A 26,838-nucleotide genomic window follows, 5' to 3' on the forward strand; every position below is an offset into this window, starting at 1 on the left:
CTGCAAAGGGCGGCCGCGGGCCGCCCTTTCGTTTTCCAGCGGCCGAGGCCGCAGCCGAAACTGTGATAGGCTTGCGCGTCATGAACGACACTGCCGACACGCCTCAGCCCCAGGTGACAGTCCTGCAAAGCGCGTTGCGCGGGCTCGCCTGCAAATGCCCGCGCTGCGGTGAGGGCAAGCTTTACGCGGGCTTCCTGACGCTCGCGCCCTCCTGCAACCGCTGCGGCCTCGACTACGCCTTCATCGATGCCGGCGACGGTCCGGCGATCTTCATCATCATGCTGGCCGGCGCGATCGTGGTCGGCTGCGCGCTCGTCGTCGAGGTCAAGTATCAGCCGCCATTCTGGCTGCATGCGGTGCTGTGGCTGCCGCTGATCCTCGCCACCACGCTGCTGCCGCTACGCGCGATGAAGTCGCTGCTGATCGCGCTGCAATTCCATCACAAGGCAGCACCCGGACGGCTGATCGACCGCGCGAAATGAACGAGACTTCGAGCAAGCGCGGCGTGGCCGGCTTCATGCTGTTCACGCTCTTGCTGACCGCGGCCTTCGTCGCGCTCGGGATCTGGCAATTGCAGCGCCGCACCGCCAAGCACGAGCTGATCGCTGCGCTCACCGAGCGCCTCGCAGCCGCACCTGTCGCGCTGCCGCCACCCGCGCAATGGACCGCGCTGACGCCCGCGCGCGACGAATTCCGCCGCGTCAGCTTCACCGCGACCTATGCGGCTGCGCCGGATGCGATGGTCTATTCCTCCGGCTCCGCGGTGCGCAAGGATGCCTCCGGCCCCGGCACCTGGGCCTTCCTGCCGGCGCAACTGCCGGGCGGCGGGATCGTGGTGATCGATGCCGGCTTCGTCGAGAACACGATGCAGGAGCGCAGCGTCGAGGACCGGGCGGTGAAGAAGCTCGTCACCGGCGCGCCCGTCGCACTCACGGGCTATCTGCGTTTCCCGGAGGAGCCAGGCTGGCTCACGCCGGCCGGGAACCGCGACAAGCGGCTATGGTTCGTGCGCGATCACCTGGCGATCGCAAGCGCGCTTCACTGGGGCGCGGTTGCGCCGTTCTACGTCGATCTCGAGCAGCCGGTGCCCGAGAACGGCATTCCGCGCCCCGGTCCGCTCGACGTGCATCTGAAGGATGACCATCTGCAATACGCCATCACGTGGTTCGCGCTCGCCGGCGCCGTGCTCATTGCCTTTGCCGTCTGGCTGAGGGGGCGGCGGCACACGGGCACGAGTTCGTAGGTTCCCGTAGGAACCCGGTATCGCCCGGGCTTTCTTATTCAGCGCATATCCACGAGTGTGACCCTAAGCCGCCACTCGGATTTTCCGCGGCAGACAGGATTGCTGGCGTTGAGCGATTTCGATCACATGGGACTCGTCGTCGATTGGGTGGATGCCTGCCGCAAGGGCGACCTTGCGACACTGCTCGACCTCTATGCCGACGATGGCGAGGTGGAATGCTCGTGCAACGGCACGCAGCGTTATCGTGGCCGGCGCGAGCTCGAGACCTATTGGGGGCCAAAGCTCAACGCTTTCTCCTCGGCCGGCTTTGGCCTGGAGGAGATTCATCCGGCGCCGAACGGCATCGATCTCGAATATTCCGTCGCGGGCGCGCTGCGGGTCCGCGCCTCGTTTCGCTTCAGTGCGGAAGGCAAGATCTACAGCACGCTGTGCGAACCGGCGCAGCAGGGCTCGCACGATTGCTGCGCGTGCTAACCTGAGACCGGTTCGTCCCTGAGCTCCCCGAGTGGAAGGCGGCACCGCACATAGGTGCGTTCGTCTGCGCGCAGCAGTGACAGCGATCCGCTGAGCGCACGTACGCGCTCGTGCATGCCGGTCAGGCCGCGGCCGAAGACGTTGTCGGCGGGAAAGCCGGCGCCGTCATCGGAGACTTCCACCGTGAGCGCATCGCCTGATATCGCCGCCTCCACATGAGCTTCGCGCGCGGCGGCGTGGCGCAGCACGTTGGTCAGGGCCTCCTGGATCACGCGGTAGACGGTCTGCGCCAGCGGCCCGTCGATCCCGTTGAGTGCGGGATCGATCGTCGCGGTAAGGTCGATCTGCGGCGCCTGTCGGCGAAAGTTGCGAAGCAGCGTCTGCACGCTGGCTTCCAGCCCCAGTTCCTCGATATAGAGCGGCCGCAACCGGTCGAGGATGCGGCGATTGGTCTGCTGGAGCGCCTCGACGGATCGCATCAGCTCGTGCACAGAGTTGCCGAAATGTCCCATCTGCGGCGAGGCTTCGCTCAGCGCGATGGTGCCGGCGCGGATGCTGAACAGCAGCGGGCCGAGCTCGTCATGCAGCTCACGGGCCAGATCGCGCCGCTCATTGTCCTGGAGCGAGACCAGCCGGTGCAAGAGATCGCGATTGTCCTGGCTCAATTGCGCGAGCGTCGCGGCCAGCGCATTGGCCTCCTCGCAGCCCTGCCGGATTTCAGGCGGCCCCGCGACCGGAATCGGCGTTGTATAATCGCCGCGCCGGATGCGGGTGAGGCCCGCGCCGAGATTTTCCAGGGGCCGCAGCGCGGATCCTGCAATGAGATAGGCGATCGTTCCGGTCAGCACCATCAGCACCGCGACGAGACTGGTCAGGGCCAGAAAGCCGATCCATTTTTCGAACACGTCGGCCGACAGATCCGGCACGAACACGATGTCGCCGACGCGCCTGCCGTCGATGATGACAGGAGATGCCGCGTCCATGTCCGGGAAGGCAATCAGGTCCACGAACCATCGCGGTACGCCATGCACATCCCGCAGACCGTCCCTGACGGACGGCGAGGGACCTGCTTCCACACGATGGAATTGGATATCAGAGGAGGTGCCCAAAGAACTGACAAAGGCGTCAAGCATCTTCCGCGGATTGTCTGACGCGCTCAGGGCGCTGTTGAGCGCGATAGCGACGGTCCGGCTCGATCGTCGAGCGGGCTCGTTCTCGTCGGCCAGTTGGCCGGCTGCGAAAATCTGGAGCAGCACGCCGGCCATGGCCAGCGCCGCGACAAAGCTCACGCCGAGTGGGAGGAATAACTGGGTTCTGAAAGACAGTCGTTGCCACATTAGGTCAATTCTAACGCGCCTTGGCAGGATTCTCTCTTTCCATTTGTTCCCGCCAGTCTATGAGTCCTCAAAACAAAAGAGTGCGCGATGCAAGATATTGCCAAACTGGCGACCAAGGTCCTGATCGTCGACGACCACCCCGTTGTGCTGTCAGGTTGTCGCACCCTGTTTGCCTCCGATCATTCGATCCGCATCGACGAGGCGAGCGACGCCAAATCCGGACACAAGGCCTATATCAGCAAGCGGCCGGACGTCACCGTCATCGACATCAGCCTGCCCGACGTCTCCGGCTTCGAGCTGATGCGCCGGATTCGCAAGGACGACCCGGACGCCAAGATCATCATGTTCAGCATGAATGACGATCCTGCTTTCGTGGTGCGGGCGGTCGAGCTCGGGGCACAGGGCTATGTCTCCAAGGGCGACGATCCCCGCATCCTGCTCAAGGCCGTGCGCAAGGTCGTTGCAGGCGACAATTTCATCTCGCCCCATCTCGCCGAGGCCGTAACGTTCTCGGGCGCCGCGATCAAGGCCAATCCGGCCTCGCAAATGACGCCGCGAGAGCTCGAAATTCTCCGCCTGCTCGGGCGAGGCAACAAGATCGTCGAGGTCGCCGAGGCACTCGGCATCTCCTACAAGACCGTGGCCAATACAACCTCCCTGCTCAAGCAGAAGCTTGGCGCCAAGAACCATTCGGACCTGATCCGGATCGCGGTGGAAATCGGGATGAACTGAGCCGTCAGCGACCGAACCGGCTGCTCCAGGACGCAGCCGGTTCGGTCAACGGATCGGCGCCGCCGCGTCCGGGCAATGTGTGGACGAAGGCTGAACCCTCCGCCGACACAATCGGCCGGCGAAGCGTTCGTTCCCGGTTCGGCGCATAATTCGGGAAAAAGAAGCAATACCTGCGATGTCTCGTGCGCTGCGGTCGCCGCCACGGCCAGGCCCTACCGGGAAAAACAGGAACATTTGGCGTCGCGCGCCGTTTTTCTTCTTGACGATTCCGTGACAGGTGACGATAGCTCGAAGGAACGATTTTCGGGGCAGGCGTCCCAACGACGAAAACCGGGTCTGCACATATCAACGACAGACCTTCCAAGAGGGGGCTGCGGCATCGCCGCAGCCCTTTTTTGTGGGGCATGGTGCGGTCCCCCAAAACCCTCTATGGTGCCGGAAGCCTCTGGCTCAAGAACTAGGAACATCGTGAAATCAAAGGCTTACGGCCCGGATTCGGGAAGGGACAGCCTTTGGAGGGCAGTTTGACTCGTTATATCTCGACCCGGGGCGAGGCCCCCGAGCTTGGCTTCTGCGACGTGATGCTGACCGGGCTTGCCCGCGACGGCGGCCTGTATGTGCCGGCCACCTGGCCTCAGCTGTCGACTGAGACCATCGCAGGCTTCTTCGGGCGCCCTTATTGGGAGGTCGCGGTCGACATCATCCGTCCGTTCGTCGGCGGTGAGATTTCGGACGCCGATCTCGGCCGTATGGCGAACGAGGCCTATGCCACCTTCCGTCATCCGGCCGTGGTGCCGCTGCGCCAGATGTCGCCGCATCAATTCGTGCTGGAGCTGTTCCACGGTCCGACGCTCGCGTTCAAGGACGTGGCGATGCAGTTGATCTCGCGGCTGATGGACCATGTGCTCGCCAAGCGCGGCCAGCGCACCACCATCGTGGTCGCGACGTCGGGCGACACCGGCGGCGCCGCGGTCGAGGCGTTCGCGGGGCTTGAGAATGTCGACCTCATCGTGCTGTTTCCGCACAAGCGCATCTCCGAGGTGCAGCAGCGCATGATGACGACGATGGGCGCGGCCAATGTGCATGCGCTCGCCATCGAGGGCACCTTCGACGACTGCCAGGCGCTGGTGAAGGCGATGTTCAACAACCATCGCTTCCGCGATGCGACCTCGCTGTCCGGCGTCAATTCCATCAACTGGGCGCGCATCGTCGCCCAGGTGGTCTACTATTTTACCTCCGCGGTTGCTGCCGGCGCGCCGGCGCGCGCGGTCGACTTCATCGTGCCGACAGGCAATTTCGGCGACATTTTTGCGGGCTACGTCGCCAAGCGCATGGGACTTCCAGTGCGCACCCTGCGAATTGCCGCCAACGTCAACGACATCCTCGCCCGCACGCTCAAGACCGGCATCTACGAGGTGCGCGAGGTGCACGCGACCGCCTCTCCGTCGATGGATATCCAGATCTCGTCGAATTTCGAGCGGCTGCTGTTCGAAGCAAGCAAGCGCGATGCGCCCGCCGTGCGCCGGTTGATGGAGCAGCTGAAACAGTCGGGCCGCTTCGTGCTGCCGGATGCGACGCTCGCCGCGATCCGCGAGGAGTTCGACGCCGGCCGCGCCGATGAGACCGAAACCGCCGCTGCGATCCGCGCCGCCTGGCGCGAGGCCGGCGAGCTGGTCGATCCGCACACCGCCGTGGCGCTTGCGGTTGCCGATCGCGACACCACCGACACGACCGTGCCCAACATCGTGCTCTCGACCGCGCATCCCGCCAAATTCCCTGATGCTGTGGAGGCCGCCTGTGGCCAGCGGCCGCTTCTGCCGGCCTGGCTCGACGGCCTCATGACCAAATCCGAACATATGAAGGTGATGAAGAACGATCAGAGCGAGGTGGAGCGATTCGTGCTGTCGGTCAGCCGTGCCGCCAAACAGGGAGTTGCCGGATGAGCGTCGAGATCTCCAAGCTTGCCTCCGGCCTGACCGTCGTCACCGACAACATGCCGCATCTGGAGACCGCCGCGCTCGGCGTCTGGGCCGGCGTCGGCGGCCGCGACGAGAAGCCGAACGAGCATGGCATCTCGCATCTTCTGGAACATATGGCGTTCAAGGGCACCACCGGGCGCTCCTCGCGCGAGATCGTGGAGGAGATCGAGGCGGTCGGCGGCGACCTCAATGCCGGCACCTCGACCGAGACGACCTCCTATTATGCCCGCGTGATGAAGGCCGACGTGCCGCTGGCGCTCGACGTGCTCGCCGACATCCTGGCCAATCCCGCCTTCGAGCCCGACGAGCTCGAGCGCGAGAAGAACGTCATCGTGCAGGAGATCGGCGCGGCCCAGGACACGCCCGACGACGTCGTGTTCGAGCACCTCAACGAGCTCTGCTATCCCGACCAGCCGATGGGGCGTTCGCTGCTCGGTACCGCCAAGACGCTGAAAAGCTTCAATCGCGACTCGCTCCGCAGCTACCTCTCGACGCATTACCGCGGGCCCGACATGGTGGTGGCGGCGGCGGGCGCCGTCGATCACCAGCAGGTGGTCGCCGAGGCCGAGAGGCGTTTTTCAAGTTTCGACGCCACGCCGGGGCCGAAGCCGCAGGCGGCCATGTTCGGCAAGGGCGGTGCCAAAGTCGTGCACCGCGAGCTCGAGCAGGCGCATCTGACGCTGGCGCTGGAGGGCGTGCCGCAGACCGATCTGTCGCTGTTCTCGCTCCAGGTCTTCACCAACATCCTCGGCGGCGGAATGTCGTCGCGCCTGTTCCAGGAGGTCCGCGAGAAGCGCGGCCTCTGCTATTCGATCTACTCCTTCCACGCGCCCTATACCGACACCGGCTTCTTCGGCCTCTATACCGGCACCGATCCCGCCGACGCGCCGGAAATGATGGAAGTCGTGGTCGACATCATGAATGATTCGGTCGAGACCCTGACCGAGGCCGAGATCGCCCGCGCCAAGGCGCAGATGAAGGCGGGCCTGCTGATGGCGTTGGAGAGCTGCTCCTCGCGCGCAGAGCAACTGGCCCGGCACGTGCTAGCCTACGGACGGCCGCAGACGGTGCAGGAACTGGTGGCCCGGATCGACGCCGTCAGCGTCGAATCGACCCGCGATGCGGCGCGTGCGCTGCTTTCGCGCAGCCGCCCAGCGGTTGTCGCATTGGGCAGTGGCAGGGGTCTGGACACGGCGGTGTCTTTTGCGGAAGGATTGACCCGGGCACGCGCCAAAGCTCGGCTACACTAAAGGCGCGGTTGCACGAGGAACCGCGCACGATCGCCCCGGGAAGCATCACCATGGCCCTGTTTCGCCTGCCATCCAGTGGACCTGCTGCTCTCGCCCCCCGCGGCAACGGCCTGTTGCTGCGCGCCCCGCAGATGTCGGACTTCCTGCAGTGGGCGCATTTGCGCGAGACCAGCCGCGATTATTTGACGCCGTGGGAGCCAATCTGGCCGTCGGACGATCTCACGCGTTCAGGCTTCCGCCGCCGCCTGCGCCGCTATTCCGAGGATATCGCCGCGGACCGCTCCTATCCCTTTCTGATCTTCCGCGAGCTCGACGGTGCCATGGTCGGCGGCATCACGCTCGCCAATGTCCGGCGCGGCATCGTCCAGGCCGGCACCATCGGCTATTGGGTCGGCCAGCCGCATGCCCATCGCGGCTACATGACCGCGGCGCTGCGGGTGCTGCTGCCGACATTGTTCGGTGAGCTCAATCTGCATCGGGTCGAGGCCGCCTGCATCCCCACCAATTCGCCGTCGATCCGGGTGCTGGAGAAGTGCGGCTTCTCGCGCGAGGGGCTGGCGCGCCGCTATCTCTGCATCAACGGGGTCTGGCAGGACCATCTGCTGTTCGGCCTGCTGCACGAGGATTTCCGCGGCTGAGCCGAGCTGGCGCGCACGCCGAACCCAACCTTTTCCTGCCTTGCCTTCCTGCCTTGCTTTCCCGCCTTGGGATCGCCGATTTTGGCGATATAACCCGCACCAGCCGGCGATCAGCCGGGATGTTGTCCATGGAGTGGTGTCGTTCATGAATGAGCTTCGATCATTGCGGAATGCGCTGCGGCGGGGCCCGGTGATCGCGCTGGCGCTGTCGGTGTCACTGGCGGCCGTCTCGCCGGTCGCGGCGCAATCGCTGACCGACCGCTTCAAGAGCCTGTTCGGCGGGAAATCCGACGAGCAGCCCAAGCCGGCGCCTGCGCCGGGCCAGCCGGCGGCTGATGACGAGCTCGAATGCCCGCAGGTCACGGTGCGCGCCGGCGCCTCCACCTATGGGGTCGGCGCGACGGGCAAGCCCGCCGTCGGCAACGACGTGCGTTTCCAGGCCTCGATCACCAAGATGGCGCGCGAATGCGCCCGCAATGGCGGCGAGATCACGGCGCGCATCGGCATCCAGGGCCGCGTCATCGCGGGCCCCGCCGGCGCGCCTCCCTCGGTCGAGGTCCCGCTGCGCATCGCGGTGGTGCAGGGCGGTGTCGGCGAGAAGGTGATCGCCTCGAAGGCCTACCGGACTACGGTTGATATGTCGCAAGGCGGCAGCGTGCCCTTTACCTTCGTCGCCGAGGATTTGCTCTATCCGGTGCCGACGGCCGCGGTCGCCGATTCCTACATCTTCTATGTCGGCTTCGACCCGCAGGCGCTCGCGCCCGAACCGAAGGCGCGCGGGAAGAAGAAGTAGCGCTCGAATTTGCGAAGGCCGTCATGCCCGGGCTTGTCCCGGGCATCGACGTCTTGACCACGACCGGAAGAGAACGTGGATGGCCGGGACAAGCCCGGCCATGACGACGATGAGATATCCAGCCAAACAAAAAAAGCCGGCGCTGATAGCGCCGGCTTTTTGATTGGTGAGGCTCTTGACCCTCAGTTCAGCTTCTGCCGAACCTCGGTGATGCCCTTGGCGAGCAAATCGTCGGCGACCTGGCCCTTGACCGACTGCGACAGGATCGTGGAGGCGGCCTGGACGGCGGCTTCTGCGGCTGCGGCGCGAACATCGGCCAGCGCCTGGGCCTCGGCGAGCGCAATCTTGCTCTCCGCGGTCTTGGTGCGGCGGGCGACGAAGTCTTCCATCTTCGCCTTGGCCTCGGTCGCGATGCGCTCGGCTTCGGACCTGGCGTTGGCGATGATGTCGGCGGCCTCGCGCTCGGCCGAGGCGCTGCGCGCCTTGTAGTCGGCCAGCACCTTGGCGGCTTCCTGCTTGAGGCGGGTCGCGTCGTCGAGTTCGGCCTTGATGCGCTCGGCGCGCTTGTCGAGCGCCGACATCGCCGACTTGAACACCCCGAGATAGCCGAACACGACCATCAGGATCACGAAGGCGACGGCGACCCAGGTTTCAGGATCGAAGAACATATCGACTAACCCTTCAAGGACGCATCAACGGCGGCATTGACCGACGCCGCATCCGGAACCACGCCGGTGAGCTGCTGCACGATGGTGCCTGCCGCATCGGCCGCGATGCCGCGGACGTTGCTCATGGCGGTCGTGCGTGTCGAGGCGATGGTCTTCTCCGCCTCGGCGAGCTTGGCCGCCAGCTGCTCTTCCAGGGCCTTGCGCTCGGCATCGGCCTGCGCATTGGCCTTGTCGCGGGATTCGTTGCCGATCGCCTGCGCCCGCGAGCGCGCCGAAGCGAGCTCGCTCTCATAGGCCTTCAGCGCCGCCTCGGACTGGTCCTTCAGCGTCTGCGCTTCGGCCAGATCACCCTCGATCTTGTTCTGACGCGCCTCGATCGCACCGCCGACCTTCGGCAGAGCGAGCTTGGACACGATCACATAAAGCACGACGAAGAAGATCGCGAGCGACACCAGCTGCGAAGCAAAGGTGCTGCTCTCGAACGGTGGAAAGCCACCACCGTGACCGCCTTCGGCCTCGGTGTGGGCGCCCGCCGCCGGACTTTTCGCCCCGCCATGACTCTCGGCCATGGAGTACTCCCGTTGCTGTCACGCGCCGCTTCGGATGAAGCGGCGCGAAAGGGCGTTCCTTAGAAAACGAACAGCAGAAGCAGCGCGATCAGCAGCGAGAAGATGCCGAGCGCTTCGGTCACGGCGAAGCCGAAGATCAAATTGCCGAACTGGCCCTGAGCGGCCGAGGGGTTGCGGACGGCTGCGGCGAGATAGTTGCCGAAGATCACGCCCACGCCGACGCCCGCGCCGCCCATGCCGATGCATGCGATGCCCGCGCCGATAAGTTTTGCTGCTGCCGGATCCATTTTAGACTCCTTGGAAGAAAGATTGGGTTTTGGGTGGAAATTCCCCGGACCGCTTAGTGTCCCGGATGAATGGCGTCGTTGAGGTAGATGCAGGTCAGGATCGCAAACACATAGGCTTGCAGGAACGCGACCAGAATTTCGAGCGCGTACAGCGCGACCGTGAGCGCCAGCGGCAGCACGCCGCCGACCCAGCCGATGGCGCCGAGCGAGAAGCCGAGCATGGCGACGAAGCCCGCGAACACCTTCAGCGCGATGTGGCCGGCCAGCATGTTGGCGAACAGACGAATGCTGTGCGAGACCGGCCGCAGGAAGAACGACAGGATCTCGATGAACATGACCAGCGGCAGGATGTAGCCCGGGACGCCGTGGGGAACGAAAATCGAGAAGAACTTCAGGCCGTTCTTGGCGACGCCGTAGATCAGCACGGTGAAGAAGACCAGCAGCGCCAGTCCGACGGTGACGATCAAATGGCTCGAGATCGTGAAGGTATAGGGGATGATGCCGACCAGGTTCGAGACGCAGATGAACATGAACAGCGAGAAGATCAGCGGGAAGAACTTCATGCCCTCCACGCCGGCGGTCGAACGGATGGTCGAGGCGACGAATTCGTAGGAAATCTCGGCGACCGACTGCAGGCGGCCCGGAACCAGCTGCGCGCCGCTGGCCAGCATCAGGAGCGAGATGATCGCCACGGCCACCAGCATGTAGAGCGACGAATTGGTGAAGGCGATCGTTTGATGGCCGATATGGCCGATCGTGAAGAGAGGCTCGATGTTGAACTGGTGGATCGGATCGATTTTCATCGGCGCGGCATCTCTTGGTCTGCCGGACGAGCCGGCGTGTCTCGGTCTGCCGGCCGGGCCGGCCCGCACCGGCGAAACCGGCGCGACAATTCCTCTCCTGTCGGATTGGCCTTACGAACCACCGCGCCTGTTCTGACCTGCGCCCGCCGACCTCACCACATTCACCACGCCGGCCACGAAGCCCAGCAGCATGAACACGATAAATCCGAAAGGCGACGTCGACAGCAAGCGGTCGAAACCCCAGCCAATCCCCGCTCCGACAGCGACACCGGCGACCAACTCGGAGGATAACCGAAAACCAAGCGCCATCGCCGAGGCTCTGGCCGCTCCGTCTCCACCGTCACCTGCGGGTTGCTCGGCCTTGACGTGGCGGTCGCGAAATTCGGACAACCGCTGATCAAGATTTCCGAGCCGTTCGGAAAGCGCAGCCTCCTCGGACGATCTATCGCGATCTCCATTCCCGCCGTGTCCCGTGTCTTGAGCCATGCCACGAAGACCCGAAACGCTGCGGTTGAATGGAAATTGCGCCCGCCACCCTCAAAAGCCGCGCGGACCATACTGACCGCACATAATCAAGTCAAGCCAAGTCACGATCGCGTCGTGATCGGTTATCTATTTGATTTTATGATGGATATTGGCCTGCTCGTCAGTGCTGCGCACAGCGTGACGCCGCACCGCAGCAGCTCTCCGCGCGATCGGCCGTTATGGCCGACATTTCGCCGCGCTTTTCGGGATCAAAGGGAGCGTTGCCGTCGTTGATCTCGTGGATGCGGTTTTTGACGGCGGATTTGCGCGGACTGGCGATGCGCCGCTGCCCGCCGGGGTGTAGAATTCAACCATGTGCCACCTGCGCGATGTGGCGGAGGGCCCGATGAAACCGGCAAGACCGTCCCCAACATCATGGTGTGCTGCGGCGATCGTCGTGGTGACGACGCTCAGCGGCAGCCTGGTTGCAGCGCAATCGGCGCCCGACGGCGAGAACGGCCGCTACAGCATGACGCCGATCCCCGAAGGCGTGCTGCGGCTCGATACCCGCACCGGCACGGTCTCGACCTGCTCCAAGAATGGCTCCGGCTGGGCCTGCTACGCCGTGCCCGACGAACGCTCCGCGCTCGATGCCGAGATCGGCCGCCTCCAGGCCGAGGTCGAGAAGCTGAAGGGGCAGCTCGCTGCCGGGCCGACGGTCTCAGGCAAGATCGACGAGGCGCTGCCGAAATCCGACCCGCTCAAGAAAGCGGAGCCCCAAGCACGAGAACCGAAGGTCGCCGAGGGCGACCGCAAGCTCGAGATCCCGCTGCCGAGCGACCAGGATCTCGACCGCGCGATGTCGTTCCTGGAAAAGGCCTGGCGCCGGCTGATCGACATGGCCAACCGCGTGCAGAAGGACGTGTCGGGGAGGATTTGAATTGTCGTTCTGGCGATCGCCGGGGCGACGCAAGGGAGCTGCCTTGATGACCTCAACCAGATCGACGCGCTCCACACCATCGACGGCGCGCACCACGAGCGTCAGCACCGCGACGCTGACTGTGCAGACCTCAGGCTGCGGCTTCATCGATCTCACGGCCGAGGCCGCACGGTTCATCGCCGACGTTCATGCGCGGGAAGGCGCGCTCACGCTGTTCATCCGCCACACCTCGGCGTCGCTGACAATTCAGGAGAATGCCGATCCTTCCGTGCTGGTCGATCTCGCCGCGGTGCTGGCGCGGCTCGCGCCGGACGATGAGGATGCGGGCTGGACCCACGACACCGAGGGGCCGGACGATATGCCCGCGCATGTCAAGACGATGCTGACGCAGACATCGCTGCAGGTGCCGGTGCTCGACGGCAATCTCGCCCTCGGCACCTGGCAGGCGATCTATCTGATCGAGCATCGCACCCATCCGCACCGTCGCGAAATCGTGCTGCAATTCATCGGCAGCAGCGGCTAGCAAAACAAAACCGGCCGCGGATGTCCGCGGCCGGTTTGTTGTTGGCAGAACCCGGGCGCTGGGCGCCGGTTTTCCGCGATCAGGTCGACTTGATATCGACGTCCTTGGTCTCGGGCAGGAACAGGAAGCCGATCACTGCGGTAATCGACGCAAAGATGATCGGGTACCAGAGGCCCGCATAGATGTCGCCTGTCGAGGCCACGATCGCGAATGCGGTCGCCGGCAGCAGGCCGCCGAACCAGCCGTTGCCGATGTGGTAGGGCAGCGACATCGAGGTGTAGCGGATCTTGGTCGGGAACAATTCGACCAGCATCGCCGCGATCGGCCCGTAGACCATGGTGACGAAGATCACCAGGATGAACAGCAGGCCAATGATGGCTGCGACCTGCGGACGGAAGATGTCGAACGGATTCGACATCTTCACGATGCCGGGGTCGCCCGCCTTGGGATAGCCCGCCGCCGCGATTGCCGCCGTGACCGCCGGATTGCCGGCCTTGGCGTCGGTGTAGGGAATGTCCTTGCCGTTGATCACGACCTTCACGCCGGAGCCGGCCGCGCCGGAGCTCGTCGAGTACTTGACCGACGAGGCGGCGAGGAAGGCGCGTGCGGTGTCGCAAGGCGCGCTGAAGACGCGGGTGCCGACCGGGTTGAACAGGTCGCCGCAGCCCGCGGGATCCGCCACCACCTCGACCTTGGTCGCCTCGATTGCCTTTTCCAGCGCGGGGTTGGCGTTGGAGGAGATCATCTTGAAGATCGGGATGAAGGTGAGTGCTGCGATCAGGCAGCCACCCAGGATGATCGGCTTGCGGCCGATCTTGTCGGAAAGCACGCCGAACACGATGAAGAAGCCGGTGCCGAACAGCAACGACCAGGCGATCAGCAGGTTGGCGGTATAGCCATCGACCTTCAGAATCGATTGCAGGAAGAACAGCGCATAGAACTGGCCGGTGTACCAGACCACGCCCTGGCCCATGGTGCCGCCGAGCAGCGCCAGCAGCACGAGCTTGCCATTCTGCCAGTTGGCAAAGGCTTCCGTGAGCGGGGCCTTCGAGCTCTTTCCTTCATCCTTCATCTTCTGGAAGATCGGCGATTCATTCAGCCGCAGCCGGATCCAGACCGAGACGCCGAGCAGCAGCACCGAGACCAGGAACGGGATGCGCCAGCCCCAGGCCGCAAAGTCGGCTTCGCCGGTTGCAGTGCGGGTGAACAGGATGACCAGCAGCGACAGGAACAGGCCCATTGTCGCCGTGGTCTGGATGAATGAGGTATAGTAGCCGCGCTTGCCGTTCGGGGCATGCTCGGCGACATAGGTCGCGGCGCCACCATATTCACCGCCGAGCGCAAGGCCCTGCAACAGGCGCAGCGCGATCAGGATCACCGGAGCGGCAAAGCCGATGGTCGCGGCGCTCGGCAGCAGGCCGACGATGAAGGTCGAAAGACCCATGATCAGGATGGTGACGAGGAAGGTGTATTTGCGGCCGACGATGTCGCCGATGCGGCCGAATACGATTGCGCCGAAGGGGCGAACCAGAAAGCCTGCGGCAAAGGCCAGCAGCGCGAAGATGTCGCGGGTCGCCGGCGGATAGGCTGAGAAGAACTGCGCGCCGATGATGCCGGCCAGCGATCCGTAGAGATAGAAGTCGTACCACTCGAAGACGGTACCCAGCGACGACGCGAGGATGACGAACCGCTCATCGTTCGTCATGCCGGTCGATCGTGCCGACGTTGCAGCCAATGTGGACATCGTGAATGCGCTCCCCGTATCTCGTTTCCTCGCGTCCCAGCTGTCCGGGCATGCCGGATCAACCCAGGTCTTGCCCCTAAGGTAACATCGGCGTGAAAGCTGTCCCAATACGACTTTCGGCCTTTCGCACTGACGCGCTACTGACGGTGCTGACTTATAGTGCTGCGCGGTCGCAGGTGGCTTGCGGATTAACCCCCTTCTTGCAAAGGAATAATGTGCCCTTGCATGCCACGGCCGGCCGGGGAAGAATTGACCATCGCGCCGGTCCGGATTACTGGCCCGGCGACGAACGACAGCAAGAGATCGATGAACGCTCCCACCACCCATCTCGTCATTGCCGATGACCATCCGCTGTTCCGCGATGCGCTGCGGCAGGCGGTGGCGGGCGTCCTCTCTACGGCGAAGATCGACGAGGCCGGATCGTTCGAGGATCTGACCAAGCTCTTGGAACAGACCTCCGACGTCGATCTGGTCCTGCTCGACCTCTCGATGCCCGGCATCTCCGGCTTTTCCGGCCTGATCTATCTGCGCGCGCAATATCCGGCGATTCCGGTCGTGATCGTCTCGGCCTCCGACGACAGCGCCACGATCCGCCGCTCGCTCGATTTCGGCGCCTCCGGCTTCATCCCGAAGCGGTTCGGCGTCGAGACGCTGCGCGATGCCATCCTCAAGGTGATGGAAGGTGACGTCTGGGTTCCCGCCGACACGGATCTGTCCGCCGCCGCCGACCCCGACATGACCAAGCTGCGCGACCGCCTGGTGACGCTGACGCCGCAGCAGGTGCGGGTGCTGATGATGCTGTCGGAGGGATTGCTGAACAAGCAGATCGCCTACGAGCTCGGCGTCTCCGAAGCGACCATCAAGGCGCATGTCTCGGCCATCCTGCAAAAGCTCGGCGTCGAAAGCCGCACCCAGGCCGTGATCGCCGCCGCCAAGATCGCCGGCGGCCAGTGGAAGCAGGGCACGCCGACGGGGTAGGGCGCTTACTCGTTGCCGCTCGGATATCCGCTGCGTTTTACCGGGGCTTTACCCAGCTTCACCTGGCTGGTCGTTGGATGCGGGCTTTTGCTCCAGGCGGTTCACATAGTCCCTTCGTAGCTCGGCAATTGAATGAGCGATCCGTTTGGCCGTCTCATTTGCGCGCAACCGATCGCTTCCCCGCGAGACGAGCTGGCTAATTCTGTCCAACAGGAAAGTCGCTTTCTCAACACGGCTCAACTGCTCGCCGAGCCCGCCCGATTCATCTTTGGAGAGCACCGAAGCCAGTTCGTCCGACAGGTTCGTGATCTCCGCAGCAGCGTCCTCTGCCGACCGATTGGGGTCGGGAGAAGGAAATTGCACAATGTTGTCCAGCTTCATTTTTTGTCCACCATGGCCAATACGACGGCCAGGCGGCTTTGGATCACGGTGCAAGGGCTGATCAGGTTGAATCGTGCGGCCGATCCAGCCAACAGGACGGAACCGCGTCCACGGTTGTTCTCGCTGGAACTCTCGACGAAATTTGAGGTTATCCGCCTTCCGCCCTTCGAGTCGCAATCAATGAAAACAAACGCAGCCGCGGATTCCCGAGATCTTGAGTTATTGATCAACGGGATCGTTGATTACGCCATCTTCATGCTTGATCCCGACGGCGCCATCCGGACCTGGAACAAGGGCGCGGAACGCCTCAAGGGATATTCGGCTCACGAGATCATCGGACAATCCTTCTCGATCTTCTACACGCCTGAAGATCGGGACAAAGGTCTGCCCGGTAGAGCGCTGGCAACAGCCGCAGATACCGGTCGCCTCGCTTCGGAGGGCTGGCGTGTCAGAAAGGATGGCAGCCGATTCTGGGCCCTCGTCGTGCTCGACGCAATTCGCGACGAGAACAACAGGCTGATCGGCTATGCGAAGGTGACGCGCGACATCACCGAACGACAGCAGGCTCAGAACGATCTCCTGGAAAGCGAGAGACGCTACCGCCGGCTCGTGGAAGCCGTGGTCGATTACGCTATTTTTCAGCTCGATCCCTCCGGCAACGTGGCAACCTGGAATCCCGGTGCTCGGCGGATCAAGGGTTACTCGCCGGAAGAAATCATCGGCCGACATTTCAGCACCTTTTACACGCCTGAGGACCGTGACAACGGGGTGCCAGGGACCGCACTGGCGGAGGCTGCCGAAAAAGGCAGGTTTGAAGCCGAGGGTTGGCGCGTACGCAAGGATGGCACGCGCTTCTGGGCCTCCGTTGTCATCGACCGCATTACCGATGAGAGCGGCGCGATCATCGGCTTTGCAAAAGTTACGCGTGACCTGACCGAGCGCAAGCAGGCGCAGGACGAACTTCAGCGCGTCCAGGAACAGCTCGTCGCATCGCAGAAGCTCGAAGCGGTCGGACAGCTGAGCGGCGGCATCGCGCACGACTTCAATAACCTGCTCATGATCGTTTTGGGAAACCTCGAAAACGCCGAACGCAACAGCCGAAACGTCGGAGGGCCAAACCTGCACCGCGCGCTGGCGAATGCGAAACGTGGCGCTCAGCGCGCTGCTGCGCTGACAAGCCGGTTGCTGGCGTTTTCGCGCCGCCAGGCGCTCGATCCCAAGCCGATCAACCTCAACGGCTTCCTGAGCGGCCTGCAGGAATTCCTGCAGCGCACGCTCGGTGAACGTATCGAGGTGCAGACAGTCGGTGGCGCTGGCCTCTGGCAGATCGAGGTGGACGTGAACCATTTGGAATCGACGATCGTCAACTTGGCGATCAATGCCCGCGACGCGATGCCGAACGGCGGAAAGCTGACGATCGAGGCGACCAATGTCTCCGCGGACGACGATTATTCGCGCTCCAATCCGGAAGTCACCGCAGGCCAGTACGTCGTGATCAGCGTGAGTGATACGGGCTCCGGCATGACGCCAGAGGTCCTAAATCATGCGTTCGAACCCTTCTTTACGACGAAAGAGCCAGGGCACGGAACCGGACTCGGTCTCAGCCAGGTCTATGGCTTCGTCAAACAGTCCGGCGGCCACGTGAAGATCTACAGCGAGGTGGGGGAGGGGACCAGCATCAAAATGTATTTCGCCCGCTATGTCGGCATTGCGCATCCTGCTTCGGATGATGTGGACGAGTTCATATCGGAAGGCGCCTCCGTCGAGACCATTCTTGTCGTTGAAGATGATGCCGATCTCCGGGCCTACATTTCGGACGTGTTGCGAGATCTCAATTACCGGGTCTTGTCTGCTGGCAGCGCACAAGCCGCCTTGACCATCCTGCTGCAGGAAGAACAGCACGTCGATCTGCTTCTGACCGATGTGGTCATGCCCGGCATCAACGGTCGCGAGTTGGGAAGGCGCGCGCAGCAGATCAGGCCGCATCTCAGCATTCTCTACATGACGGGGTATTCGCGCAACGCAGTCGTTCACCAGGGGCGGCTCGACGAGGGCGTAGACCTGCTGGAAAAGCCTGTTACTCAGGCAAGACTCGCGCTGAAGGTGCGCGAGATCCTGGACCGGAAATGACTGAGGCGCTTCCGGCGCAAGAGCCCCGGCCAGCGGGCGCAAAACCACAAGGTCTGGGGGCGCTGGTCCGGCAAAACAGCAAAGCCTCGGTCAACCCCCACGATCCAAAATATTCCACTTTACCGAAATTCGGATTTGTCGTATGTATCGCCCATCCTGATCCGGCGAAAAGGGGCGGTCGTACGTCGTCACGAGCCGCGGATCGGGTCGCGGTGGACGTGGGCAGCGTCGTCGCGGATGTGAGCGCAGGGCCGGGCGATGGATTGAGCCGAACCCCGTGAGCGTCTCGCAAGCCGCGTTGTACGAACGGCGCCGAAGCCCTGCGAAGCCTCTTGGCGAAGCAGGGTGTGCTCGCGTACGGCAAAACCGTGTGGTCCCGGCCGTCGTCGCTACGGCCAAGCCTTGTGGATGCGGCATTCGCGCCAACCGGCGCGGTGCCGGTACCTTCCGCAAGCACGAGGGAGGCCAGAAGGAATTCGGCTCCCGGGAGAGCACGGCATAAGCCGTCCGACCATCGCGCAGGGAAGGCCGTGTGTTCGGCCACACCTGTATGCTGCTGTGCGGTCTCTTTGCGCTACATCTTCGCGCAGCAGACCGTGGGTGCCAGGTCAGCACCCGGCCTTCCCTGCGCCCTTTGTCTTTCAGAGGGAGCGAGCGTGAAGCAAAACTCGGGCGAATGCGCCGCGGGAGCGCGAAGGCGTGTCTGCGAATCGAAATGCCCATTGGAGGATCGCAATGACGATGTCGTGCAGCAGCGGCTCAGTAAACTCACAGGGGCGTGCATTGACGCGGGTTCCCCTCCGCAAGCCTATGCAGCTCCTGCAAACGAGTTCCATGCCTGCCTCACAACATCTCACAAGTCCAAACGGGCGTCCTGCGTAACAGGCTGGTAGTCAGTTGCGTAACTGCAACGCGGCGCTCATCAGCCAAAATACATGCCCGGCGGCGGCGACGTCAGTAACGATCAAAGGACCAAGACCATGACAGAGATGATCGATCAGCATCGCCGTCAGTTCCTCGGCGTCGCAGCCGGGACTGTTGCATTGAGTCTCGGCGCGATCGACCTCGCGCGCGCCGAAACGGCAACCGCGCCATCCCTCGCGTCGAATGCCTCCTTCGGCACGATCAAGCAGATCAACGCCGGCGTGCTTGATGTCGGCTACGCGGAAGCGGGCCCAGCGACCGGCCCGGTCGCGATCTTGCTGCACGGCTGGCCCTACGACATTCATGCCTTCGTCGACGTCGCGCCGATCCTCACCCAGGCCGGCTATCGCGTCATCATTCCCTATTTGCGCGGCTACGGTTCGACCAACTTCCTCTCCGGCGAGACGCTGCGTAACGGCGAGCCCGGCGCGCTGGCGGCGGACATCGTCGCATTGATGGACGCGCTCGACATCAAGAAGGCTGTGCTGGCCGGCTTCGACTGGGGCGCGCGCACGGCCGATATCATCGCGGCGCTGTGGCCGGAGCGTTGCCGCGCTCTGGTGTCGGTCAGCGGCTATCTGATCTCCAGCCAGGCCGCGGGCAGCGCGCCGCTGCCGCCGGCCGCCGAGTTGCAATGGTGGTACCAGTTCTATTTCGCCACCGAGCGCGGCCGCGCCGGCTACGGGAAGTACACGCATGATTTCGCAAAGCTGATCTGGAAGCTGGCCTCGCCGCAGTGGAAGTTCGACGACGCCACCTTCGATCGCAGCGCCAAGGCCTTCGAGAACAAGGACCATGTCGCGATCTCGATCCACAATTACCGCTGGCGGATCGGGCTCGAAAAGGGTGAGGCGAAGTACGAGGAGATCGAAAAGAAGCTTGCGGCTGGTCCCGTCATCAGTGTGCCTGCCATCACGATGGAAGGCGACGCCAACGGCGCGCCGCACCCCGATCCCAGCGCCTATGCCAGGAAGTTCTCCGGCCGTTATGACTTCCGCCTGATCACCGGCGGCATCGGTCACAATCTGCCGCAGGAGGCACCGCAGGCCTTCGCCAAGGCCGTCATCGATGTCGACGGCGGCGCCTGAGAATTGTCGATGGCGGCGGCCTGTCTTATTCCGCCGCCACCATCTGCTGCGTCCGCCATTGCCCGAGCAGGGCACGCAGCGAAGCCGGCTTCACCGGCTTGTTCAGCACCGCGATCCTCTCGTCGCGCGCTGCCATTTGCACCGCGGGGCTGCGATCGGCGGTGATCAGGATCGCCGGGATGGTGTCGCCGAAGCGGCGGCGGATGTCGCGAATGGCGGCGATGCCGTTGCCGCGGTCGAGGTGATAGTCGACCAGCAGCCCGGTGACGCGCTTGCCGGCCGCCTCGATCGCGGAGATCGCGCCCTCGGGATCGGCGACCGCGATCACCTCGGCATCCCAGGCCTTCAGCAGCGTCCGCATGCCGTCGAGGATCGCGGCGTCGTTCTCGATGCAGACGATCAGCGCGCCCGAGATCGGCGTGCGCGCCAGCGGCGTTGCGCTGGTCACCGCCGCGGTCAGCGTCACGGCCTTCGCCGTCGGCACCGTCACGGAGAACAGCGATCCGCCGCTCGCATTGGCGTCGATGGCGATGCCGTGGTTGAGCACGCGCGCCAGCCGCTCGACGATCGAGAGGCCCAGCCCCAGTCCGCGCGCGATCCGCGCGCCCTGCTCGAGGCGATGGAACTCCTTGAAGATCTCGCCGCGCTTGACCGCGGGGATACCGACGCCGGTGTCGTAGACGCAGATCTTGAGCGAGGCGCCGCGGCGGCGGCAGCCGACCAGCACGCGCCCGCGCGGCGTGTACTTGATCGCGTTCGAGATCAGATTCTGCAGCAGCCGCCGCAGCAGCAGCCGGTCGGATTCGACCGGCAGCGAGCAGGGCACGAAGGTGAGGTCGAGGCCCTTGGCGCGTGCGATCGGCGCGAACTCGATCTCCAGCGAGCGCATCAGGTCGGCCATCTTGAAGCTCGAGATCGAGGTTGCCATGGCGCCGGCATCGAGCCTGGAGATGTCGAGCAGCGCGCCGAGGATCTCCTCGATCGCCTGCAGCGACTCGTCGATGTTTTCGACCAGCCGCGTCTCCTCGCCATTGTGCTGGCGTTCGACGAGGCTCGTGACATAGAGCCGCGCCGCGTTCAGCGGCTGCAAAATGTCGTGGCTGGCGGCCGCGAGGAACCGCGTCTTGGAGATGCTGGCGTCCTCCGCGCTGCTCTTGGCCAGCGCCAGCTCCGAGTTCAGCCGCGTCAGCTCCTCGGTACGGTCGCGCACGCGCTTCTCCAGCGTCGCATTGGCGCGCTCCAGCGCTTCGGCCGCCTCGAAGGTCGGCGTGACGTCGGTGAAGGTGATGACGAAGCCGCCGCCGGGCATGCGGTTGGTGAGCACCTCGATCACCATATGCCGTTCGGGAAGTCGTTCGAGGTAGGGCTCGCCGTCGGTGGTATAGGCCACGAGCCGCTGCTCGATCATCGCCTCGCGGTTGGACTGATCGGCAGGATCGCTCACGCTCATGAATTCCAGGATTTCACGCAAGGGCGTGCCGAACTGGATGAAGTGCGGGGGCACGTTGAGCAGGTCGCCGAACTGCCTGTTGGAGCAGATCAATTGCAAATCGGCGTCGAACACCGCGATGCCCTGGCGCACATGGTTGAGCGCGGTCTGGAGGATTTCGCGGTTGAAGTGCAGTGCCGCATGGGAATCGTCGAGCAGTTTCAGCGCGGCTTTCGCGGAGACCGTGCGCTTGCGCAGCAGCAGCGACATCACGAGCCGCGAGGACGCCGCTCCGATCGACGAGGCGATCAGGTGCTCGGCGTGCTGCAGCAGCTCGAAATCGGCCGGTGCTCCCGGCTCCAGCCGCATGTTGCGTCGTGCCGAGAAGGCTTCGAAGGAGTGCTGGGTGCGCTCAGGCCCGAGATATTGCGCGACCGTGGTCTGGATGTCCTGCACGGTGATGGTGGTGCGCCAGCGGCGGAAATTCGGGGCGATCGGGGCGAGCGTGTCGGGTACGAACAGATCGGCCTGCACGAGCTCGATGGACGAGGGCCGCCGTGCCAGCGACAGCAGCACGTAAGTGAGGATGTTGAGCGAGAGCGACCAGACCACGCCATGCATCAGCGGCGGCAAATCGGCGCCGAACAGCGCCTGTGGCCGCAGCGCCTCGATGCCGAACGGGCCGTGCTGAAGCAGCAGGATGCCTGCCGTCGAAGAGTCCATGAAGCTCGGCATGAACAGTGTGTAGAACCACAGTGCAAAGCCGACCAGCATGCCGCCGATGGCGCCGCGCGCCGTTGCCCGTCGCCACAACAACCCGCCGAAGAAGCTCGGTGCGAGCTGCGCGATGGCGGCAAAGGACAACAGGCCGATCGCCGCGAGCTGGGTGTTGCCGAGCGCACGATAGTAGAAATAGGCCATCACCATGATGGCGAAGATGGCGAGCCGCCGCGAGCGCAGCAGGAAGTCGCCAAAATCGGTGGCCCCAGTGCGGCCCTCGGGCCGTCGTTGCAGCACCAGCGGCACGACGAGGTCGTTGGAGACCATGATCGACAGCGCGACGCATTCGACGATCACCATCGCGGTCGCGGCCGACAGGCCGCCGACGAAGACGGCGACGCTGAGCAGTCCCGCGCCGCCTTCCATCGGCAGCGCCAGCACGTACATGTCGGGGTCGACCGCGCCGAACGGGAAGCTGACGAGGCCGGCGAGCGCGATCGGGATCACGAACACGTTGATGGCGACGAGATAGAGCGGGAACAGCCAGCGCGCGCGGCTGACCTCGGCATCCGAGGAATTCTCGACCACGCTGACGTGAAACTGCCGCGGCAGCAGCATGATCGCGCACAGCGACAGCAGCGTCATGGTGAGGAAGTTGCCGATCGACGGCGAGTAGTCGATGGCGCGTACCGCCTCCGGCGTCTTCATCGCGCGCTCGATCAGTTCATGCGGCGAGAACATCCAGAAGGTGACGAAGATGCCGGCGGTGAGGAAGGCGACCAGCTTGATGATGGATTCGGTCGCGACCGCCAGCATCAGGCCGTGCTGGTGCTCGGTGGCGTCGGCCTGGCGCGTGCCGAACAGCACCGCGAAGGCCGCCATCGCCAGCGTCACCATCAGCGCCATGTCGCCGAGGATCGGGATGTGGGAGAAGGCCTGGTCCTCGCTGAGGATGACTTCGAGCGAGGAGGCCACCGCCTTGAGCTGGAGCGCGATGTAGGGCACCGAGCCGATGATGGCGATCAGCGCCACGGTCGCCGCCACCGCCTGGCTCTTGCCGTAGCGCGCGCCGATGAAGTCGGCAATCGAGGTGATGTTGTGCGCTTTCGCGAGCTGGATCACGCGTCGCAAGACGCCGGCGCCGAGCCCGATCATCAGGATCGGGCCGACATAGATTGCGAGGAAGTCGGTCGAGGTGCGGGTGGCAAAGCCGACCGAGCCGAAGAAGGTCCAGGAGGTGCAGTAGATCGCCAGCGACAGCGGATAGATCAGTCCGGACGCGCGGCCGGGTCCGGCCGGCGAGCGGCGGTCGCCATGGCTCGCCACCAGGAACAGGAAGCCGATATAGCCGAACGCGGCAACGATCACGCCCCAGTCGTGCAGCATGGGTCGGGGGCTCTCTCCCTGGGCGCGACAACCCGCGCCCGATCTCATTTTCCCAGCAAATCTAGCGCGTTGGACGAGGAGAGGCGACAGCGAAATGGCGGGGTGCGGGCGGGAACTGGCGTTGAAGTTAAGGTGCCAACCCCAACGTCGTCCTGGCGAAGGCCAGGACCCATAGCCACGGAAATTGGTTTATGGCACGCAAGTGGCCACAGCGAGCCGCAACAATCAGCAATCGAGGTAATGGGTCCTGGCCTTCGCCAGGACGACGGATTACTCCGCCGCCAGCGACTTTTCGCGCAGCGGCAGGTCGAGGCGGTCCCATACCTGCAGCAGCGCTTCGGCGAGCTGATCGATCAGGCCGTCGTCATGATAGGGCGAGGGCGTGATGCGCAGGCGTTCGGTGCCCTTGGCGACGGTCGGATAGTTGATCGGCTGGATGTAGATGCCGTGGTCCTCGAGCAGCATGTCCGAGGCCTGCTTGCACTTCTCGGCGTCGCCAATGAACAGCGGCACGATGTGGGTGTCGTTCGACATGACGGGGAGGCCGGCGGCGTTGAGGATCGCCTTGACGCGCGCGGCGCGGTCCTGGTGACGCTCCCGCTCCCAATTCGAGGTCTTCAGATGCTTGATCGCGGCGGTCGCGGCCGAGCAGATTGCCGGCGGCAGTGCGGTGGTGAAGATGAAGCCCGGCGCGTAAGAGCGCACGGCGTCGATGATATGGCCGTTGCCGGCGATGTAGCCGCCGAGACAGCCGAACGCTTTCGCCAGCGTGCCTTCGAGAATGTCGATGCGATGCATGACGCCGTCGCGCTCGGCAATGCCGCCGCCGCGCGGGCCGTACATGCCGACGGCATGGACCTCGTCGACATAGGTCATCGCATTATATTTCTCGGCGAGGTCGCAGATCCTGGCAAGCGGGGCGACGTCTCCGTCCATCGAATACAGGCTCTCGCAGGCGATCAGCTTCGGCCGGTTCGGACCCGCGGCCTTCAACTGCGCTTCGAGATCGGCGAGGTCGTTGTGGCGGAACACGACGCGCTCGCAGCCGGACTGGCGGATGCCTTCGATCATCGAATTGTGGTTGAGCTCGTCCGACAGGATCAGGCAGTTCGGAATCAGCTTCGCGATGGTCGCGATACCGGTCTGGTTCGAGACGTAGCCCGAGGTGAACAGCAGCGCCGCTTCCTTGCCGTGGAGGTCGGCGAGTTCGGCCTCGAGCTGCACCAGCGGATGATGCGTGCCCGCAATATTACGGGTGCCGCCCGCGCCGGTGCCGACGCGGGTCGCGGTCTCGACCATGGCGCCGACCACTTTCGGGTGCTGGCCCATGCCGAGATAATCATTGGAGCACCAGATCACGACGTCGCGCTTGCCTTTCGGCGAGTGCCAGACCGCATGCGGGAACCGGCCCGCGGTACGCTCCAGGTCGGCGAACACGCGATAGCGGCGCTCGGTATGGAGGCGATCAAGGGCGGAATTGAAGAACTGGGCGTAATCCATCGGGGCAACCTGAGACGGAACTGACCAAAGAAGCGCCTATCCTTAGAGCTTTTCCAACTCCAATGTCTATGCGCTATCCCACATTTGGCCGTGAGGGGCATTTGGGCAAAATGCCCTATCGTGCGATTTGAAACTTGATCCCGATCAAGTTCGCGACGGCCTCCGATGCTGCTGTGCAACATGTGCTGCGCGTGCCGGCCTGGCTCGGCCAGGCGGTTCGTCGGTCAACTCCTCAAAGGACGTGTCCATGAAACGCGTGATGATCCTCAACGGTCCCAACCTCAATATGCTCGGCATTCGCGAGCCGCACATCTACGGCACCACGACGCTCGAAGAGGTCAATGCGAGCTGCGAGGAGGTGGCCGCCAGGCTCGGGCTCAAGCTTGCCTTTCACCAGTCCAACCATGAAGGCGTGCTGGTCGATCTGATCCAGTCGGCGCGGCAGGACGCCGATGCCATCGTCATCAATCCGGCCGGCCTCTCCTTCACCTCGGTCTCGATCATGGACGCGATCAAGACGTTCGAAGGTCCGGTGCTGGAGGTCCACATCTCCAATATCCACGCCCGCGACGAATATCATCGCCACTCGAAGATCTCCTTCGTGGCGACCGGCGTGATCTGCGGGCTCGGGCCGTTCGGCTACATCGCGGCGCTGCACGCGATCGCGAATATGAAGTGAGTTGCCGCTCGGCGGCGCTCACGTTGTCCTGAACTGGAGGACGCCGTCCTTCGTCTCGGCCGTCAGCCGGCCCTCGACGATCATGTAGTTCACATGCGCGACGAGCTCGCCGGCGGCAAAGCCCATCTGGTGCTCGTCGAGCACGTGCTTGTTGAACACGACGGGCACCAGCGCGCGCGAGGTTTGCGGCACCTCGCGGCAGGCTTCCGCGATCAGGCGGCAGCGTTCCTCGTGGTGATCGGCGAGCTGCTTGATGCGGGTCTTGAGCCCGTAGAACGGGACGCCGTGGCCGGGCAGCACCAGCAGGTCATAGGGCAGGGTGGTTGTGAGGCTCGCAAGCGAAGCCAGGTATTCGCCGAGCGAGTTCTGGTCGGGCTCGACCGCCCATACGCTGACATTGGGCGAGATCTTGCTCAGCACCTGGTCGGCGGAGAGGAAGAGCTTGTCGTCGGCGCAATACAGCATCACCTGGTCGAGCGCATGCCCGCCGCCGGTGATCACCTTGAAGCGGCGCGTGCCGATCACGACCTCGTCGCCGTGCGAGATACGGCGGTAGGACGGCGGCAGCACGGAGACGCGCTTGAGATAATCCTGGCCGCGGCCGAGCAGCTTCTCGGTGAGGGACTCGTCCATGCCGTGGCGGCGGAAGAACAGCCGCTGCGCCTCGCGCCGCTCTTCGGTGCCGCGATTCTGGTGATAGACCGATTGCAGATACTCGACCTGCGACATCACCAGCGGGCAGTTGAACCGTTCGACGATCCAGCCGGCGAGACCGACATGGTCGGGGTGCGAGTGCGTGACGATCAGGCGCGTAATGTTGACGCCCTTCAGAGGGCCTTCGAACAGCTTGGTCCAGGCCTCGATCGTCTCCTCGTTGCCGAAGCCGGCATCGACCATCGCATAGCCGTCGCCGTCGGCGAGCAGGTAGATATTCACATGGTTGAGGCGGAACGGCAGCTTCAGCCGCGCCCACAGCACGCCGGGCCTGACCTCGACGATCTCTTCGGGGCCGGGATGCTGTTCCCAGGGATAGCGCAGGGCCTCGGCCGAGGACTGCACGGTGTCGGTTTTTGCGTTCATGCTACCGGCTTAAACCTGCCGGGCTCGCCGCGCCAGCCGAAAAAGGACGCGAAGCGAGCGCGCATAGCGGTCATTCCAGGCTGTTTTCCGCGGCCCGG

At 64.1% G+C, this 26,838-nt stretch carries 25 protein-coding genes; 14 read left to right on the plus strand and 11 right to left on the minus strand.

Features of this window, described 5'->3' with window-relative positions; genetic code table 11:
* Positions 1-80: 80 nt before the first annotated feature.
* From M2427_RS04465 to M2427_RS04475, 3 genes are all read left to right on the plus strand, one after another.
* On the plus strand, positions 81-482 hold the full coding sequence (locus tag M2427_RS04465; protein ID WP_280704964.1) for a DUF983 domain-containing protein: 402 nt from the start codon (positions 81-83) through the stop codon (positions 480-482).
* Positions 479-1,243, plus strand: coding sequence for an SURF1 family protein (locus tag M2427_RS04470; RefSeq protein ID WP_280704965.1), 765 nt, complete (start codon positions 479-481; stop codon positions 1,241-1,243). The genes M2427_RS04465 and M2427_RS04470 overlap by 4 nt, the downstream gene beginning before the upstream one ends.
* Positions 1,244-1,351: 108 nt before the next feature.
* Positions 1,352-1,717, plus strand: a complete 366-nt coding sequence (locus tag M2427_RS04475) for a nuclear transport factor 2 family protein (protein WP_280704966.1) — start codon at positions 1,352-1,354, stop codon at positions 1,715-1,717.
* Here M2427_RS04475 and M2427_RS04480 read toward each other — a convergent pair.
* Positions 1,714-3,054, minus strand: a complete 1,341-nt coding sequence (locus M2427_RS04480) for an ATP-binding protein (protein ID WP_280704967.1) — start codon at positions 3,052-3,054, stop codon at positions 1,714-1,716. The genes M2427_RS04475 and M2427_RS04480 overlap by 4 nt on opposite strands.
* Positions 3,055-3,141: 87 nt before the next feature.
* Here M2427_RS04480 and M2427_RS04485 point away from each other — a divergent pair, with 87 nt between their 5' ends.
* The 5 genes from M2427_RS04485 to M2427_RS04505 all read left to right on the plus strand — a co-directional run bounded on the left by M2427_RS04485 (position 3,142) and on the right by M2427_RS04505 (position 8,446).
* Positions 3,142-3,786: a response regulator transcription factor gene (locus M2427_RS04485; RefSeq protein WP_280704968.1), complete on the plus strand. Its 645-nt coding sequence runs from the start codon at positions 3,142-3,144 to the stop codon at positions 3,784-3,786.
* A gap of 524 nt (positions 3,787-4,310) precedes the next feature.
* Complete coding sequence (thrC, locus tag M2427_RS04490) at positions 4,311-5,729, plus strand: threonine synthase (protein WP_280704969.1); 1,419 nt, start codon at positions 4,311-4,313, stop codon at positions 5,727-5,729.
* Positions 5,726-7,015, plus strand: coding sequence for a pitrilysin family protein (locus M2427_RS04495; protein ID WP_280704970.1), 1,290 nt, complete (start codon positions 5,726-5,728; stop codon positions 7,013-7,015). The genes thrC and M2427_RS04495 overlap by 4 nt, the downstream gene beginning before the upstream one ends.
* Positions 7,016-7,065: 50 nt before the next feature.
* On the plus strand, positions 7,066-7,653 hold the full coding sequence (locus M2427_RS04500) for a GNAT family protein (RefSeq protein ID WP_280704971.1): 588 nt from the start codon (positions 7,066-7,068) through the stop codon (positions 7,651-7,653).
* 145 nt (positions 7,654-7,798) lie between these two features.
* Positions 7,799-8,446, plus strand: a complete 648-nt coding sequence (locus tag M2427_RS04505; RefSeq protein ID WP_280704973.1) for a hypothetical protein — start codon at positions 7,799-7,801, stop codon at positions 8,444-8,446.
* Between the two features lie 182 nt (positions 8,447-8,628).
* Here M2427_RS04505 and M2427_RS04510 read toward each other — a convergent pair whose 3' ends face one another.
* From M2427_RS04510 to M2427_RS04530, 5 genes are all read right to left on the minus strand, one after another.
* A complete protein-coding gene (locus M2427_RS04510; protein WP_057746083.1) occupies positions 8,629-9,114 on the minus strand; it encodes an ATP F0F1 synthase subunit B in 486 nt (161 codons plus the stop codon).
* A gap of 5 nt (positions 9,115-9,119) precedes the next feature.
* On the minus strand, positions 9,120-9,683 hold the full coding sequence (locus M2427_RS04515; RefSeq protein ID WP_280704975.1) for a F0F1 ATP synthase subunit B': 564 nt from the start codon (positions 9,681-9,683) through the stop codon (positions 9,120-9,122).
* 59 nt (positions 9,684-9,742) lie between these two features.
* A complete protein-coding gene (locus M2427_RS04520) occupies positions 9,743-9,970 on the minus strand; it encodes a F0F1 ATP synthase subunit C (RefSeq protein WP_018643436.1) in 228 nt (75 codons plus the stop codon).
* A gap of 53 nt (positions 9,971-10,023) precedes the next feature.
* Positions 10,024-10,773: a F0F1 ATP synthase subunit A gene (locus tag M2427_RS04525; RefSeq protein WP_280704979.1), complete on the minus strand. Its 750-nt coding sequence runs from the start codon at positions 10,771-10,773 to the stop codon at positions 10,024-10,026.
* A 111-nt stretch (positions 10,774-10,884) separates the two neighbouring features.
* Complete coding sequence (locus M2427_RS04530) at positions 10,885-11,259, minus strand: AtpZ/AtpI family protein (RefSeq protein ID WP_280704981.1); 375 nt, start codon at positions 11,257-11,259, stop codon at positions 10,885-10,887.
* Between the two features lie 385 nt (positions 11,260-11,644).
* Here M2427_RS04530 and M2427_RS04535 point away from each other — a divergent pair, with 385 nt between their 5' ends.
* Together M2427_RS04535 and M2427_RS04540 are read left to right on the plus strand one after the other, a co-directional pair.
* Positions 11,645-12,178 carry a hypothetical protein gene (locus tag M2427_RS04535; RefSeq protein WP_280704982.1) on the plus strand — a complete coding sequence of 178 codons (534 nt, stop codon included), beginning with the start codon at positions 11,645-11,647 and terminating at the stop codon, positions 12,176-12,178.
* 46 nt (positions 12,179-12,224) lie between these two features.
* The gene (locus tag M2427_RS04540) at positions 12,225-12,701 is read left to right on the plus strand and encodes a secondary thiamine-phosphate synthase enzyme YjbQ (protein WP_280704983.1); all 477 of its coding nucleotides are present in this window, start codon (positions 12,225-12,227) and stop codon (positions 12,699-12,701) included.
* Between the two features lie 79 nt (positions 12,702-12,780).
* Here the strand turns inward: M2427_RS04540 and M2427_RS04545 are convergent, their stop codons facing one another.
* Positions 12,781-14,406 carry an MFS transporter gene (locus tag M2427_RS04545; protein WP_280705213.1) on the minus strand — a complete coding sequence of 542 codons (1,626 nt, stop codon included), beginning with the start codon at positions 14,404-14,406 and terminating at the stop codon, positions 12,781-12,783.
* 345 nt (positions 14,407-14,751) lie between these two features.
* Between M2427_RS04545 and M2427_RS04550 the strand changes: the two genes are divergently transcribed.
* Positions 14,752-15,423, plus strand: a complete 672-nt coding sequence (locus M2427_RS04550) for a response regulator transcription factor (protein ID WP_280704985.1) — start codon at positions 14,752-14,754, stop codon at positions 15,421-15,423.
* A 48-nt stretch (positions 15,424-15,471) separates the two neighbouring features.
* Here M2427_RS04550 and M2427_RS04555 read toward each other — a convergent pair whose 3' ends face one another.
* Entirely contained in the window at positions 15,472-15,804 is a 333-nt protein-coding gene (locus M2427_RS04555) for a hypothetical protein (protein ID WP_280704986.1), read from the minus strand.
* Here M2427_RS04555 and M2427_RS04560 point away from each other — a divergent pair.
* The gene (locus M2427_RS04560) at positions 15,781-17,934 is read left to right on the plus strand and encodes a PAS domain S-box protein (protein WP_280704987.1); all 2,154 of its coding nucleotides are present in this window, start codon (positions 15,781-15,783) and stop codon (positions 17,932-17,934) included. The genes M2427_RS04555 and M2427_RS04560 overlap by 24 nt on opposite strands.
* Positions 17,935-18,914: 980 nt before the next feature.
* Positions 18,915-19,946, plus strand: coding sequence for an alpha/beta hydrolase (locus M2427_RS04565; RefSeq protein WP_280704988.1), 1,032 nt, complete (start codon positions 18,915-18,917; stop codon positions 19,944-19,946).
* Between the two features lie 25 nt (positions 19,947-19,971).
* Here M2427_RS04565 and M2427_RS04570 read toward each other — a convergent pair whose 3' ends face one another.
* Together M2427_RS04570 and hemA are read right to left on the minus strand one after the other, a co-directional pair.
* Positions 19,972-23,481: a PAS domain-containing hybrid sensor histidine kinase/response regulator gene (locus M2427_RS04570; RefSeq protein WP_280704989.1), complete on the minus strand. Its 3,510-nt coding sequence runs from the start codon at positions 23,479-23,481 to the stop codon at positions 19,972-19,974.
* A 270-nt stretch (positions 23,482-23,751) separates the two neighbouring features.
* Positions 23,752-24,981: a 5-aminolevulinate synthase gene (gene hemA / locus M2427_RS04575; RefSeq protein WP_280704990.1), complete on the minus strand. Its 1,230-nt coding sequence runs from the start codon at positions 24,979-24,981 to the stop codon at positions 23,752-23,754.
* A 247-nt stretch (positions 24,982-25,228) separates the two neighbouring features.
* Here hemA and aroQ point away from each other — a divergent pair, with 247 nt between their 5' ends.
* Entirely contained in the window at positions 25,229-25,660 is a 432-nt protein-coding gene (gene aroQ, locus M2427_RS04580) for a type II 3-dehydroquinate dehydratase (RefSeq protein ID WP_280704991.1), read from the plus strand.
* 18 nt (positions 25,661-25,678) lie between these two features.
* Here aroQ and M2427_RS04585 read toward each other — a convergent pair whose 3' ends face one another.
* Positions 25,679-26,740, minus strand: a complete 1,062-nt coding sequence (locus M2427_RS04585) for an MBL fold metallo-hydrolase (protein WP_280704992.1) — start codon at positions 26,738-26,740, stop codon at positions 25,679-25,681.
* Positions 26,741-26,838 lie beyond the last annotated feature (98 nt).

It is taken from the genome of Bradyrhizobium sp. BR13661 (assembly GCF_029892425.1).
In the GTDB taxonomy this organism is placed as follows: Bacteria; Pseudomonadota; Alphaproteobacteria; order Rhizobiales; family Xanthobacteraceae; genus Bradyrhizobium.